We start from the raw sequence: 12,649 nt of genomic DNA, 5'->3' as shown, positions 1-12,649 counted from the left end.
GGAGAGGGGAATTATGGGCGATTTTAAACAAGGCATTTTACCACATTGGGATTATATGTGGAAAGATAGAGCCGGCAATAGATTTATGGGAATGGTTATGTATCCAGAGAAACGAAAATGTTCAGCAAAAATGCTTCAGAAAATAAAAAGAGCATATGAAGAAGCGATAGAAATTAAAGTAACTGTACAAGTTCAACATACATATCAGTATGTAGAAGGAATGATTGTATACTTTGATGAAGAGGCTCCTGTATGTACAATGCTTGATAAAGATGAAAATCCACATCACATATTTGTAAAAGATATTTTGCGTATTGAGCACTCTGAATAAACTTTTCATAAATAAATTGAAGTTCCATAATAATAATCTTTTTCTATAATAGTTATCTTTTAGTATGTAACGAGAGACGAAAGTATATGTATAATATATTTAATAAGGTAAATTTGATAAATGTAATCGTTTTTTAGAGCAGATTATCGTTTTATATCTGTTCTTTTTTGCGTGATGCTGGAGAAATATATTTCTTCAGCATCTACCGTTTTATGACAAAATATATTGTTAACTTTTTTAAAAATAAGGTTAAATTCGTTGACAACTTTTTTGAAAAGCACTTTATTGACATGAGTTTTAGAATGTTGTTTCATAGTCATTGTATTGAAAAAAAACGGCTATCATGTCGAAAAGTAAAAGTTAAAAAAAGAAAGAATTTATACATATATCTTGTGTCTTATTTTGAAACGTAATACAATATATAGAGAAATCAAGAACAACATATAGAGAATATAGATTTGAGAGGGAGGGTCGGAAATGTTAGTTGCATATGATTCTATGACAGGAAACGTGAAGCGTTTCATTCACAAATTAAATATGCCGGCCGTTCAAATTGATGAAGATCTAGTAATAGATGAAGACTTTATTCTTATTACGTATACAACAGGTTTTGGCAATGTACCAGAACGTGTTTTAGACTTTTTAGAGCGCAATAATGAAAAATTAAAAGGCGTATCTGCAAGCGGCAATCGTAACTGGGGAGACATGTTCGGTGCAAGTGCTGACAAGATTTCTACTAAATATGAAGTGCCTATTGTATCAAAATTTGAGTTATCTGGAACAAATAACGATGTAGAATATTTTAAGGAAAGGGTGCGGGAGATTGCGACACATTGAACTGAATAATGAAATCACGCAAATGCAGGACGGTTTTTATCAGCTTCATAAAGATAAAGAGGCATTAGAAGTCTTTATGGAAGAAGCTAGAGAGAATACCGTTCCTTTTAATAGCGTGGCAGAGCGAATGGAGTATATGAAAGAACATGATTACTATTACAACGTTCTGGACGAGTATAGCTTGGAGGAAGTAGAGGAAGTATATAACATCGCTTATGGTGAAAACTTCGAGTTCCAATCTTATATGGCAGCATCTAAGTTCTACAAAGATTATGCGTTAAAAACGAATGATCAAAAACAATACTTAGAAAGCTATGAAGATCGTGTAGCAATTGTTTCATTATACTTAGGACGCGGTGATGTTTCGAAGGCAAGACAATTCGCAAGCATGATTGTAAAACAAAACTACCAACCAGCGACACCAACCTTTTTAAATGCGGGAAGAAGCAGAAGAGGAGAAATGGTGTCTTGTTTCTTGTTAGAGATGGACGATAGCTTAAATTCAATCGGCTTTAACATTAATACTGCGATGCAATTATCGAAAATCGGCGGGGGAGTAGCTTTAAACTTATCTAAGCTACGCGCACGCGGTGAGCAAATTAAAGGTATTGACAACGCTGCAAGTGGCGTAGTACCTGTTATGAAGTTGCTTGAAGATTCGTTTTCATATGCGAATCAGCTTGGTCAACGAAAAGGTGCCGGTGCAGTATATTTAAACATTTTCCATTGGGATATTATTGAATTCCTTGATACAAAAAAAATAAATGCCGATGAGAAGAGCCGTATTCAGTCTCTATCAATCGGAATTATCGTTCCAAGTAAGTTCTTTGAGCTTGCTGAGAAAAACGAACCTTTCCATGTTTTCGCGCCTTATACGGTTTATAAAGAATATGGCAAGCATTTAGATGATATTGACATTGATGAAATGTACGATGAATTAATGAGCAATCCGAAAGTGAAGAAGAAGCCACTAGATATTAGTGCACGTGATATGCTTATTAAAATCGCTATGATTCAGCTTGAGTCTGGTTACCCATACTTAATGTTTAAATCAAATGCAAATAATCAACATCCATTGAAGGATATTGGAACTGTGAAGATGTCGAACTTATGTACAGAAATCTTCCAGCTTCAAGAAACTTCAGAAATAAATGATTACGGTACAGATGACATTATCCGTCGTGATATTAACTGTAACTTAGGATCGTTAAATATCGTAAACGTAATGGAAAATAAAGAAATTCGTGAAGCAGTTCATGCGGGAATGGAAGCTTTAACAGCTGTTTCTGATATGACGATTATTCCGAATGCACCAACTGTGAAAAAAGCAAATGACGAGCTTCATTCAGTTGGACTTGGAGCAATGAACTTACACGGATATTTAGCAAAAAATAAAATCGCTTATGAAAGTGCAGAAGCGAAAGAATTCGCTCGTACATTCTTTATGATGTTAAATTACTATTCTATTGAGAAAAGTATGGAAATCGCTACAGAAAAAGGCGAGACATTTAAAGACTTCGATAAATCTGATTATGCGAATGGCACATACTTCGAAAAGTATGAAACAACAGATTACAGCCCAGTAACTGAAAAAGTTCAGCAACTATTTGAAGGAATTCATATTCCAACAAAAGAAGATTGGACAAGTTTAAAAGAGCAAGTGCAGAAGAATGGTTTATACAACTCATATCGTCTTGCTATCGCTCCAACACAATCAATCAGTTACGTTCAAAATGCAACTTCAAGCGTAATGCCGATCGTAAGTCAAATCGAATCAAGAACATATGCGAACGCGACAACATATTATCCAATGCCGTATTTATCAAAAGATACGTTCTGGTACTATAAATCTTCTTACGATATAAATCAGTTTAAATTAATTGATTTAATCGCAGAAATTCAAGAACATATTGACCAAGGAATTAGTACAATTCTTTACGTTAATAGTGATATTTCAACACGTGAATTAGCACGTTACTACATCTATGCACATAAAAAAGGCTTAAAGAGTCTGTATTATACGAGAACACGTAAATTAAGCGTAGAAGAGTGTGTGGCTTGTACCGTTTAATATAAAAAGTGAGACATGATGAGCAGGGTTTTCTGAACCCTGCTCATGCTTAGTTATCATATTTAGAGAAGGGGCGATTTAATGCGTGCGGTAAACTGGAACAAAAAAGAAGATGATTTTAGTTTAATGTTTTGGAAGCAAAATATCGCTCAGTTTTGGACAGAAGAAGAAATCGCGGTATCTTCTGACAAAAATACTTGGGCACAATTATCAAAAGAAGAGCAGGTTGCTTATAAGCGTGTATTAGGTGGTTTAACACTGTTAGATACGAAACAAGGCGGCGAAGGGATGCCACTTGTACTTGTTCATCTTGAAAATTTACAAGCAAAAAGTGTATTAGCTTTCATGGGAGCTATGGAAGAAGTACATGCGAAGAGTTACAGTCATATCTTTACGACGTTAGCTACTGAAGAAGAAATTGATGATATTTTTGAATGGGTAGATACTCATCCATTACTTGAGAAAAAGGCTGGTATTATTACTGGTTACTATCGTCGTTTGTTAAAGCCTGAAGTAACGAAAAAAGAGTTATACATGGCAATGGTAGCAAGTGTGTTCTTAGAAAGTTATTTATTCTATAGTGGATTCTTCTATCCGCTTTACTTAGCTGGTCAAGGAAAACTAACAGCAAGTGGTGAGATTATTAACTTGATAATTCGTGATGAGTCAATTCACGGCGTATTCGTCGGTATTTTAGCACAACAAATCTTCGCAGAACTTTCTGCAGAAGAGCAACAAGAAGTGCAAAAAGAAACACAAGAGTTATTAATGGAACTATATGAAATTGAAATGGCCTATACAGAAGAAATTTACACTTCTATCGGTCTTGTAGAAGATGTAAATCGTTTCGTTCGTTACAATGCGAATAAAGGGCTTATGAACTTAGGACTTGAGCCGAAGTTTGAAGAAGAAGAAATTAACCCAATCGTTTTAAATGGTTTACGTACAGATACGAAAAACCATGATTTCTTCTCTGTAAAAGGAAATGGTTACGTAAAAGCAACGAACGTTGAAAAGTTAGCTGACGATGACTTCGTGTTTAACTTTTAATATAGGATTATAAAGAAAAGCTGTCTTATTCATTGATAAGACAGCTTTTCTTTATAATTTTGTTTACATAACACTATTATTTCTATATAGCGATTTATGTTTGGAAAGTTCTATTCGGTTAACGGATAGAATTTTTTGTAATTAAATGGGTATTTACAAACTTTTTGTATCAGTGTATTATTTAACTAGTACACCGATACAAAAGGAGGGAAGAAATGAAAATAGAGTTTTCTCCAAATATACCAATTTACATTCAGGTAATGGAATACATAAAAAAAGAGATCGTAACAGGACATTTATTGCCTGGTGATAAAATTCCCTCTGTCCGTGAATTAGCGAGTGAATTACAAGTGAATCCAAATACGATTCAGCGTACATTTCAAGAGCTAGAACGGGATGGAGTTGTTGTAACACGTAGAGGAATGGGACGGTATGTAACGAATGAAGGGGAGAAAATTATGGAGCTGCGAAAAGAGATGGCGAAAGAATTACTTCATTCTTTTATAGATGGAATGGACAATTTAGGTTTTTCAGAAGAAGAAATTCTTACAATTCTTCGTTCTTCATTACATGATAAGAGGGAGGAGAGCCAATGACAGAGCTATTAAAAATAGAAAACTTATGGAAGAGATACGGATTAAAAGCAGTGATCCGTGAATTAAACATAGAGATTACGGAAGGGAAAATCGTTGGGCTTGTTGGAGATAACGGGAGCGGGAAAACGACGTTATTGAAAATGATTGCAGGCTTGCAACACCCTTCTGAAGGTAGTATCACAATAGACGGTAAAAAGGTAGGATTACAGACGAAAGAAATCGTTTCATTCATGTCCGATAAGCCAGTCTTTGATGATTGGATGACTGTAAAAGACGCTTTATTTTTCTACCGGGATTTTTATAAAGACTTCGATATTCAAAAAGCGGTAGATACGATTGCAGAATTTAAAATACCGTTAGAAGAAAAAATTACAGCATTGTCAAAAGGTATGATAGAGAAGCTGCAAATCATTTTAACATTTTCTCGAAAAGCGAAGCTATACGTACTGGATGAGCCATTGGGCGGGATAGATCCTCTTTCTAGAGAACATGTATTGGATCTAATTCTACAGTTCTATAGAGAAGATTGTACGATATTAATTTCCACTCACTTAATAAATGAAATTGAAAATATTTTTGATGAAGTGATCTTTTTAAAAGATGGAGAAATGGTTCTATATGAAAATGTAGAAGAAATTCGTTTTCAGAGAGGAAAAGCAGTTCATGAATTGTTTAAGGAGGTGTTTAGTAAGTGAAGTCAGTACTTTCCTATTTATGGAATGTAAATAAGAAAAGATATATTGTTACTTTTTTATTCTTTGTGCTAATTGAAGCTGTGTTATTTTCACAAATAATTGTAAGAAAAAGTGATGCAGCTATCAGTAGACAAGAGGGTATATTTGGAATCATTATGATTATATTTTTCTTTTATATTGTTTATATGTTTATACAAACAATGAAATCATATTCACGCTTACTAACTAATCCAATGTTACGACTTACAGCAATATCTGGGAAACAATATGTAATTTCTATGCTTATTTTCTCATTTATCGCAATGGCTATATGGTATGGGATATGTGGAATTCTTTTCTACGTAAGTTATATATTAGCTTTTCCTACGACTTCTGTATATGTAGAGGCAAAAGAGATTATGCAAGTAGGCATAATTAATAATTTAATATATACGATAAGCGATTTATTTGAGTTTTTGTTTAGTGTGTTACAAATCATATTAGTAATTACTCTAGTTAAGTTACTTACGAAAAAGAAAAAGGCGCAAAATATACTAATCGTTATTATTTTTCTAGTAATAAATATAGCGATTACTTTAGCGACAACCTTGCTAGGAAAATTAGCTCCAGCTTTCCAAGTATTGCGAAGAGTAGAATATCATAGTGAAAGCAAGAGTCTGTTTATTAATATGTTTCAAGAAAATGGATTTAACATTTTTAATATAAGTTTCATGGTAATGGTTAGTGCTCTAATAATATATGTAATTGCTTATATTATCGATAAAAAACTAGAAGTCTAAAGGAGGAATCAGCATTGGGAAACGTAGTAGTAAAGTTAGAGAATGTTCGAAAAAGGATTGGTGGAACGGAAATTATTCGTGGTTTATCATTTGAGGTTCGTGAAGGAGAAGTATACGGATTCCTTGGGCCGAACGGTAGCGGTAAGACGACGACGATCCGTATGATGACAGGTCTTATTTCAATGACAGAGGGCGATATTACAATTTGTGGACATAGTATTCGCTCGGAGCGTGAAAAGGCACTAGAGCAAATTGGAGCGATTGTAGAAAATCCTGAACTATATGATTATATGACAGGAATGCAAAACTTAAAGCATTTTGCGAACATGGCCATTACTCCAATTAGTAAAGAGCGCATTGCTGAGATTGTAAAGCTTGTTGAATTAGAGCATGCGATTCATAAAAAGGTGAAAACATATTCACTTGGTATGAAACAACGTTTAGGAATTGCACAAGCATTACTTCATCAGCCGAAAATCTTAATTTTAGATGAGCCGACAAATGGATTAGATCCAGCTGGTATTCGCCAAATTCGTGATTATTTACAACGTTTAGCGAAAGAAGAGAATATTGCTGTAATCGTATCAAGTCACTTATTGAGTGAAATTGAATTAATGTGTAATCGCGTTGTTATTATTAAACAAGGTGAGTTTGTACAAGAGTACAACTTACATAAAAAAGTGAAACATGATGAGGCAGTCGTTGTAGCGTTTGAAGTAGATGAAGTTCAGAAAGCAAATGAAATCATTAAAGGTAAAGCAAAAGGGAATGTAATTGTAGCATCTGTAACAAAAGACAACATTCCGCAACTTGTAAAAAAACTTGTTCATGCTGATGTGCTTGTATACGGAGTTACTGTTCAAAATAAAACGTTAGAGGATGAGTTCTTAGCGATTACTGGGGGAGTGAAAGCGTAATGTTTAAATTAATTCAAAATGAATTTTTAAAGTTGCATGCGAAAAAAGGTATGTATATTTTAATTGGTGTCATTGCGGCACTCGAAATTTTAGGTACTTTAGCAATGTTGAAGTGGGGAAAAGGTGATGAGTTTAAGGGATCATATTTAGATTATGCAAACTCAGAGATTGGCTTAATTGTTTTATTTACAACGATTTTTGGGATTACACTTGCTGCCCGTACTCTTACTGATGAGTTCCAAAAAGGTACAATTAAACAATTGTTAATCCGTCCAAGAAAAAGACTTGCAGTTTTATTTTCTAAATATATTACAGTGTTATTAGCAATGTTATTTATCGTATTAGCTGGTATGCTAATTGCAATGATTATTGGCGGTATTGTAATGGATGGTAGTAAAACAGAATTAACGTTAGGAATCGTAATGAAGTCCACTTTATATCAACTACTTTCACCATTCTTTTTTGCAACACTTGCATTTTTCCTAGCAAATGTCTTTAGAAAGTCTGTATTACCATTAATTATTACGATGTTCCTATTCTTCTTACAAGGTGCAATTAACATGGTATTAATAATGTTTGCAAAAGGTGTAGCGAAGTTTGTAGTATTCAACCATTTGGATTTAAGAGCTTACGATAGTAATAAATTAATCAATGGTGGAATGGAACCAACATTTACAGAATTTACGTTTACAACTTCATTATTACTTGTAGCTGCATACTATGTTGTGTTACTTGTAGCATCAAGTGCATTATTCCAAAAACGTGACGTATTATAATAAAAGAAATCCCCGCTTGTAAAAACGGGGATTTTTATTACATAAATTTCACTTGGATTGCAACTTGAAGAACAGCGATATGGTATTTTAAGAGCTATGCTGTTTGAAATGATTTGAGAAAAATAGGAAGGATTTCAACTATATTCATATTATAATTTAGTTATCCTGCTATTTATAGGGAAAGGATTGCCTATAAAGTACTGATTAAAGTTTTATTTTATTTTTACTATCTTTGGGGGTGTTCTATATGCACTATGCATTTTCACGTATAAGGCTACGTAGCTTTTTTGGATGGATGATTATAGGGGTGTTCCTTATAATGATACCATTAGGTCTAGCAAATGTTTCTGAGAATACGATGGAGGTTATTTCACAAATAACTGTATTTTTTGTATTTCCGTTACTTTGGCTATACGTAAAAACAAATAAAAATAATATTGTATTTAACAGTTTTTTTGATAAGCCAGGGCGTTTATCTTGGGGATTAATTGTATTAGCAACGATAATGGGGATGATTTTTTCAGTTGGCATATCTCAGATTCAATTTTACATATTAGCACATACGTTACCGAATTTCTTAGTTACTATGCTAGAAGACGGAAATGTTATTAATACGAGTAACGTATATATGACGATATTTACTTTCATTTCAGCATGTGTGTTAGCACCTATTATGGAAGAGGTTATTTTTAGGGGATTTTTCTTACAGCGGATGGCTCATAAATGGGGAATTAAAAAAGCTGTAATTATATCTTCAATTATTTTTGGCCTAGGACATTTTGATGTTATTGGTGCGTTCATGTTTGGTGTCGTTATGTGTCTTTTATACATAAAGACAAAAAATATATGGACGAATATAGCTGTGCACGCTCTAAATAATTTGATTGCAACAAGTATGCAATTTTTCGGTGGAGAAGAAAGTGGTACAATCTCAATTACTGAATTACAAGCGCAAAGTAATTTATGGATTGGTATCGGTCTTACAGTTGTTGGATTACTATGGTTAATTCCGTATGTTTGGAAACAATGGCGTACAGTAAAAGAAGTTGGCGTGCCACCAGTACGTTTTATAAATGAGCAAAAAGTAGTGAATTCATCACAAGAAAATGAAGTGTATAGTCAAGTGATTGTAACCGATAGATTGATGGCCATAGAGTTACCAGATGAGGCTGTAAATAAGCTTCGGTTAGAAGAAAATGATTATGTAACAGTAGCTGTAGAAGAAGATAAAATCGTTATAAAGAAAGCACATAATAGATAATTAAAAAGTAGCTCTTAGGAGCTACTTTTTAATTTGTAATAATTTCTACACGAAAATTATTACCATTCTTTACATATTTAATATCTGTAACAGTGCGGACTGTCTTTAAAATCTCCACTTTTTCACCAATTCGCGGGATGGTCGGAACATTGTCCCAAATACCAAGCAAGTCATCTAATTGTGCCGTTTTTTCATAAAACCAGATTTTCAATGTAAAGCCCCTTTCTCGAATTTTATGTATTTTAATACATAATATATTATTTTTATTCTTATTGTAAGGGGTTTTTTTATAATTTATGAATAAAAATAAATTAATCTTCTGGGAAGATATGTTCTATATCAGGAGTAAGAGATACTTCTGATAATACGATATGAGAAACTGTCGTTGCATATGAAGAAACATCATTGATAAATTCTTCAAGTTCAACGAGTGAAGGAACAGAAATTTTTACAATGTAGCATAAGCTTCCTGTCACTCGGTAACAAAAACTTGCAGATGGATAAGACTGAATAAACTGTTGCATACGTGTTGTATCACCATTTTTTAAAGTGATTTCTAAAATACAATCTAAAACTAGTCCTGCTTTTTTATAGTCGATATCGATTGTATATTTTTGAATAACGCCTTCACTTTCAAGTTTACGAACACGTTCTGCAGTAGACGGAGCAGATAAGTTTACTCGTTTCGCCAATTCACGCATAGAAAGGCGACTATCATTATATAATTCATTTAAAATTTTTCGATCAACACGGTCTAGTTGCATTTGTAAATATACCTCCAGTAAAATAATGATTTTTGTAAAGGAAAAATATAAATTAAGATTCATATGAAATGTAAAGTGAACGTTATTTATTTTACAATAAAACAGAAGGAAATAGGAGGGAAAATGATGGAGAGAATTTCATTATCAAATGTAGGAGATACAAAGTTTCAAAAGTTATTAGGGCATAATTCGGATATATTACACTCGTGGAGTAAGTTAGAAGATACACTGTACAATAAAGGAACTCTTTCAGCAGAGTTGAAGGAGCAAGTGAGAAGAACATTAGCGTATGGGAATGAATGTCCGTACTGTATGGCAAAGGGAAGACCTGATGATGTGCAAAAGGCAGAGGAGATTGGTGTAGCCGTTACTTTTGCGCATACATTTGTTCATAACCGAAAAGCAATAGATGATACTATGTTTCACGTATTAAAACAATATTGGACAGAAAAAGAAATTGTAGAGCTTTGCGCCTATGTTTGCTTTATTACTGCGTCACAACAACTTGGTTTTCTATTTCAATTACAGCCAAATTAAGGGGGAAATGATGACAAATCAAATAGCACTTATCATAATCGATGTACAAAAGGCATTTCAATTACCAGATTGGGGCGAGAGAAATAATATTTTTGCTGAAGAAAACATGAGAATTTTGTTAGAAGAATGGAGAAAAAGGGAACGACCAGTTTTTCATATTCAACATGTAAATAAAGAAAATGCTCAGTCAATGTTTTATGAGAGAGCGGAAATGGTAAACTTTAAAGAAGAAGTGCAACCACTACTTGGTGAAGTGGTTATTCAGAAATTCGTTAACAGCGCGTTCATTGGGACAAATTTAGAAGAGCAATTAAGAAAGAACAAATGTAATGCAGTAGTGGTTGTAGGATTAACGACAAATCATTGCGTGGAAACTACGACACGAATGGCAGGGAATTTAGGATTTACAACATATTTAGTGAGTGATGCAACGGCTACTTTTAACCGTATAGGTTTAGATGGTAAAGAGTATAGTGCAGAAGATATTCACAATATGACACTTGTAAATTTACATGAAGAGTTTGCTACGATTGTGACGACAAAAGAAGTGTTAAAATTATTTTAAGAAAATAATTGCGAATTATGTAGAAAAAAATAAGAATATTTCGTATAATCTAAGTACAATCATTTTGAAAATAGGGGTGGCATCATATGGAGCAAATTTCAGTAAAGAAATTAGAAGAGGTACTTGTTGTAGCAGGGGATGATAAACAGAAGCAAAAGGAATTTTATGAATTGCTCTTATCTACTGAGTTTTATGTTGCTGGTTCACTAGAAGCAGAGGACGGGGCAACAGAAGGAATACTTCGTTTGCGTCATTTCCAAGGAGAAGGTAGATGGATCGTTCCGTTCTTTACACAAATGGAATTTGTAAAAGATGTGTTGCCAGAAGGAACGCCCCTTATTACGATACGTGGGAAAGAGTTATTTGGTAGCATTGAGAAAGATGCTACAGCTGTATTAAATGTTGGCACTGATATAGGTAAAACATTTATTCCAGAAGAAATTGCAGATATCGCATCTGGACGAATTTTTAATTATTATAAGTAAAAGTAAAAGGAAAAGCGTAATCGCTTTTCCTTTTACTTTTTAATTTGAATATGAAGTGGCTATACCAGAAGAAATAGAGACTGTTTTATTATTCGTGTTTATTGTCGCTGTAGCTCCAAGTGGAATACCGATGTTTGGACTTATATGTCCAATTGGTAAATCGAATAGGACAGGTATATGATATGGCGCGAAATATTCATATAATATTGTTTGCAATGATTGAGATGGCTTTGAAGGAGTGCAGTCGTGACAACTTGTGAAAATAACGCCCCTGCATTCATTAAACTTTCCAGATAAAAGTAGCTGATTTAACATACGGTCAATGCGGTACGGTTCTTCACCAATGTCTTCAAGTAATAAAAGTGTATTGTCCGTATTTATCTCGTAGGGCGAGCCAATTATACTTGCTAACACAGCTAAATTTCCTCCAACTAACGTACTTGTAACTGTACTGTGGGAGCTAGGTACGATACATTCTGATGCAGATAAAATGGTTGAATACGGATGGAATAGCTGATTAAAAGAGGATAAAGATAGGGAATCAATACCTTTTCCTAGTTCTTCAATCATCGGACCATGAAATGTTATAAGCTTTGCATAACGTGAAACAGCAGTATGTAAAGCTGTAATATCGCTATATCCCCAAAAGATTTTTGGATTCTGCCTAATAACTTCATATTGAATGTGAGGAAGAAGACGAGCACTTCCATAACCACCTCGTGCACAAAAAATTGCCTTCACTTCATTATTTGTAAATGCTTCATGTATATCGTCAAGCCGAACTTGATCACTTCCGGCTAAAAATCCATATTTCTCGTAAACACTCTTCCCGATTATTACGGATAACCCCATCTCTTGTAATACATTCACACCTTTTAATACATTTTCGATTGTAGGTGGACCAGATGGTGCAATAATCATTACTGTATCACCTTGTTTTAATACATTTGGATAAATCATTAAGCTCAGCCTCCTTCTCTTTCAA

16 protein-coding genes are annotated in these 12,649 nt (G+C 33.8%); 13 read left to right on the top strand and 3 right to left on the bottom strand.

The features are described from left to right. Positions 1-13: 13 nt before the first annotated feature. From ACO6VI_RS05765 to ACO6VI_RS05720, 10 genes are all read left to right on the top strand, one after another. Positions 14-331 carry a hypothetical protein gene (locus ACO6VI_RS05765; protein WP_000502199.1) on the top strand — a complete coding sequence of 106 codons (318 nt, stop codon included), beginning with the start codon at positions 14-16 and terminating at the stop codon, positions 329-331. A 477-nt stretch (positions 332-808) separates the two neighbouring features. Then, positions 809-1,168 (top strand): class Ib ribonucleoside-diphosphate reductase assembly flavoprotein NrdI, encoded by a 360-nt coding sequence (nrdI, locus tag ACO6VI_RS05760; protein WP_000959447.1) that lies wholly within the window; start codon positions 809-811, stop codon positions 1,166-1,168. After that, positions 1,155-3,239, top strand: coding sequence for a class 1b ribonucleoside-diphosphate reductase subunit alpha (gene nrdE, locus ACO6VI_RS05755; protein ID WP_001215838.1), 2,085 nt, complete (start codon positions 1,155-1,157; stop codon positions 3,237-3,239). Before nrdI ends, nrdE begins: the two co-directional genes overlap by 14 nt. An 81-nt stretch (positions 3,240-3,320) precedes the next feature. After that, positions 3,321-4,289, top strand: a complete 969-nt coding sequence (gene nrdF, locus ACO6VI_RS05750; RefSeq protein ID WP_001203020.1) for a class 1b ribonucleoside-diphosphate reductase subunit beta — start codon at positions 3,321-3,323, stop codon at positions 4,287-4,289. 215 nt (positions 4,290-4,504) lie between these two features. Then, positions 4,505-4,885: a GntR family transcriptional regulator gene (locus ACO6VI_RS05745; protein WP_000687503.1), complete on the top strand. Its 381-nt coding sequence runs from the start codon at positions 4,505-4,507 to the stop codon at positions 4,883-4,885. After that, the gene (locus ACO6VI_RS05740; RefSeq protein ID WP_000137747.1) at positions 4,882-5,580 is read left to right on the top strand and encodes an ABC transporter ATP-binding protein; all 699 of its coding nucleotides are present in this window, start codon (positions 4,882-4,884) and stop codon (positions 5,578-5,580) included. The genes ACO6VI_RS05745 and ACO6VI_RS05740 overlap by 4 nt, the downstream gene beginning before the upstream one ends. Continuing rightward, on the top strand, positions 5,577-6,359 hold the full coding sequence (locus ACO6VI_RS05735; RefSeq protein WP_422423010.1) for an ABC transporter permease: 783 nt from the start codon (positions 5,577-5,579) through the stop codon (positions 6,357-6,359). Before ACO6VI_RS05740 ends, ACO6VI_RS05735 begins: the two co-directional genes overlap by 4 nt. Positions 6,360-6,373: 14 nt before the next feature. Then, the gene (locus tag ACO6VI_RS05730; RefSeq protein WP_422423009.1) at positions 6,374-7,276 is read left to right on the top strand and encodes an ABC transporter ATP-binding protein; all 903 of its coding nucleotides are present in this window, start codon (positions 6,374-6,376) and stop codon (positions 7,274-7,276) included. Then, on the top strand, positions 7,276-8,052 hold the full coding sequence (locus ACO6VI_RS05725) for an ABC transporter permease (RefSeq protein WP_422423008.1): 777 nt from the start codon (positions 7,276-7,278) through the stop codon (positions 8,050-8,052). Before ACO6VI_RS05730 ends, ACO6VI_RS05725 begins: the two co-directional genes overlap by 1 nt. Before the next feature lie 247 nt (positions 8,053-8,299). Beyond that, complete coding sequence (locus ACO6VI_RS05720) at positions 8,300-9,313, top strand: CPBP family intramembrane glutamic endopeptidase (protein ID WP_000558808.1); 1,014 nt, start codon at positions 8,300-8,302, stop codon at positions 9,311-9,313. Positions 9,314-9,341: 28 nt separating this feature from the next. Here ACO6VI_RS05720 and ACO6VI_RS05715 read toward each other — a convergent pair whose 3' ends face one another. Both ACO6VI_RS05715 and ACO6VI_RS05710 read right to left on the bottom strand, forming a co-directional pair. Next, positions 9,342-9,524, bottom strand: coding sequence for a DUF3913 family protein (locus ACO6VI_RS05715; RefSeq protein WP_000707107.1), 183 nt, complete (start codon positions 9,522-9,524; stop codon positions 9,342-9,344). Between the two features lie 100 nt (positions 9,525-9,624). Further along, positions 9,625-10,077: an Lrp/AsnC family transcriptional regulator gene (locus ACO6VI_RS05710; protein ID WP_001175498.1), complete on the bottom strand. Its 453-nt coding sequence runs from the start codon at positions 10,075-10,077 to the stop codon at positions 9,625-9,627. A gap of 123 nt (positions 10,078-10,200) precedes the next feature. Here ACO6VI_RS05710 and ACO6VI_RS05705 point away from each other — a divergent pair, with 123 nt between their 5' ends. From ACO6VI_RS05705 to ACO6VI_RS05695, 3 genes are all read left to right on the top strand, one after another. Then, entirely contained in the window at positions 10,201-10,614 is a 414-nt protein-coding gene (locus tag ACO6VI_RS05705; RefSeq protein WP_012593181.1) for a carboxymuconolactone decarboxylase family protein, read from the top strand. Positions 10,615-10,624: 10 nt separating this feature from the next. Continuing rightward, the gene (locus ACO6VI_RS05700; RefSeq protein WP_063546913.1) at positions 10,625-11,179 is read left to right on the top strand and encodes a cysteine hydrolase family protein; all 555 of its coding nucleotides are present in this window, start codon (positions 10,625-10,627) and stop codon (positions 11,177-11,179) included. An 86-nt stretch (positions 11,180-11,265) separates the two neighbouring features. Beyond that, positions 11,266-11,664: an SseB family protein gene (locus tag ACO6VI_RS05695; protein WP_063546914.1), complete on the top strand. Its 399-nt coding sequence runs from the start codon at positions 11,266-11,268 to the stop codon at positions 11,662-11,664. 39 nt (positions 11,665-11,703) lie between these two features. On the opposite strand, the gene ACO6VI_RS05690 is transcribed toward ACO6VI_RS05695, so the two are convergent. Continuing rightward, positions 11,704-12,624 (bottom strand): S66 peptidase family protein, encoded by a 921-nt coding sequence (locus ACO6VI_RS05690; protein ID WP_063546915.1) that lies wholly within the window; start codon positions 12,622-12,624, stop codon positions 11,704-11,706. Positions 12,625-12,649: the final 25 nt, after the last annotated feature.

The organism is Bacillus sp. PSXD-155, from assembly GCF_049310765.1.
Taxonomy (GTDB): domain Bacteria; phylum Bacillota; class Bacilli; order Bacillales; family Bacillaceae_G; genus Bacillus_A; species Bacillus_A cereus.
This window is presented reverse-complemented; position numbering and strand designations above follow the sequence as displayed.

Coding starts and splice junctions, on each gene's coding strand:
- ACO6VI_RS05765 (WP_000502199.1), top strand. CDS start 14: ATGGGCGATTTTAAACAAGGCATTTTACCACATTGGGATTATATGTGG.
- nrdI (WP_000959447.1), top strand. CDS start 809: ATGTTAGTTGCATATGATTCTATGACAGGAAACGTGAAGCGTTTCATT.
- nrdF (WP_001203020.1), top strand. CDS start 3,321: ATGCGTGCGGTAAACTGGAACAAAAAAGAAGATGATTTTAGTTTAATG.
- ACO6VI_RS05745 (WP_000687503.1), top strand. CDS start 4,505: ATGAAAATAGAGTTTTCTCCAAATATACCAATTTACATTCAGGTAATG.
- ACO6VI_RS05740 (WP_000137747.1), top strand. CDS start 4,882: ATGACAGAGCTATTAAAAATAGAAAACTTATGGAAGAGATACGGATTA.
- ACO6VI_RS05725 (WP_422423008.1), top strand. CDS start 7,276: ATGTTTAAATTAATTCAAAATGAATTTTTAAAGTTGCATGCGAAAAAA.
- ACO6VI_RS05720 (WP_000558808.1), top strand. CDS start 8,300: ATGCACTATGCATTTTCACGTATAAGGCTACGTAGCTTTTTTGGATGG.
- ACO6VI_RS05710 (WP_001175498.1), bottom strand. CDS start 10,077: ATGCAACTAGACCGTGTTGATCGAAAAATTTTAAATGAATTATATAAT.
- ACO6VI_RS05705 (WP_012593181.1), top strand. CDS start 10,201: ATGATGGAGAGAATTTCATTATCAAATGTAGGAGATACAAAGTTTCAA.
- ACO6VI_RS05700 (WP_063546913.1), top strand. CDS start 10,625: ATGACAAATCAAATAGCACTTATCATAATCGATGTACAAAAGGCATTT.
- ACO6VI_RS05695 (WP_063546914.1), top strand. CDS start 11,266: ATGGAGCAAATTTCAGTAAAGAAATTAGAAGAGGTACTTGTTGTAGCA.
- ACO6VI_RS05690 (WP_063546915.1), bottom strand. CDS start 12,624: ATGATTTATCCAAATGTATTAAAACAAGGTGATACAGTAATGATTATT.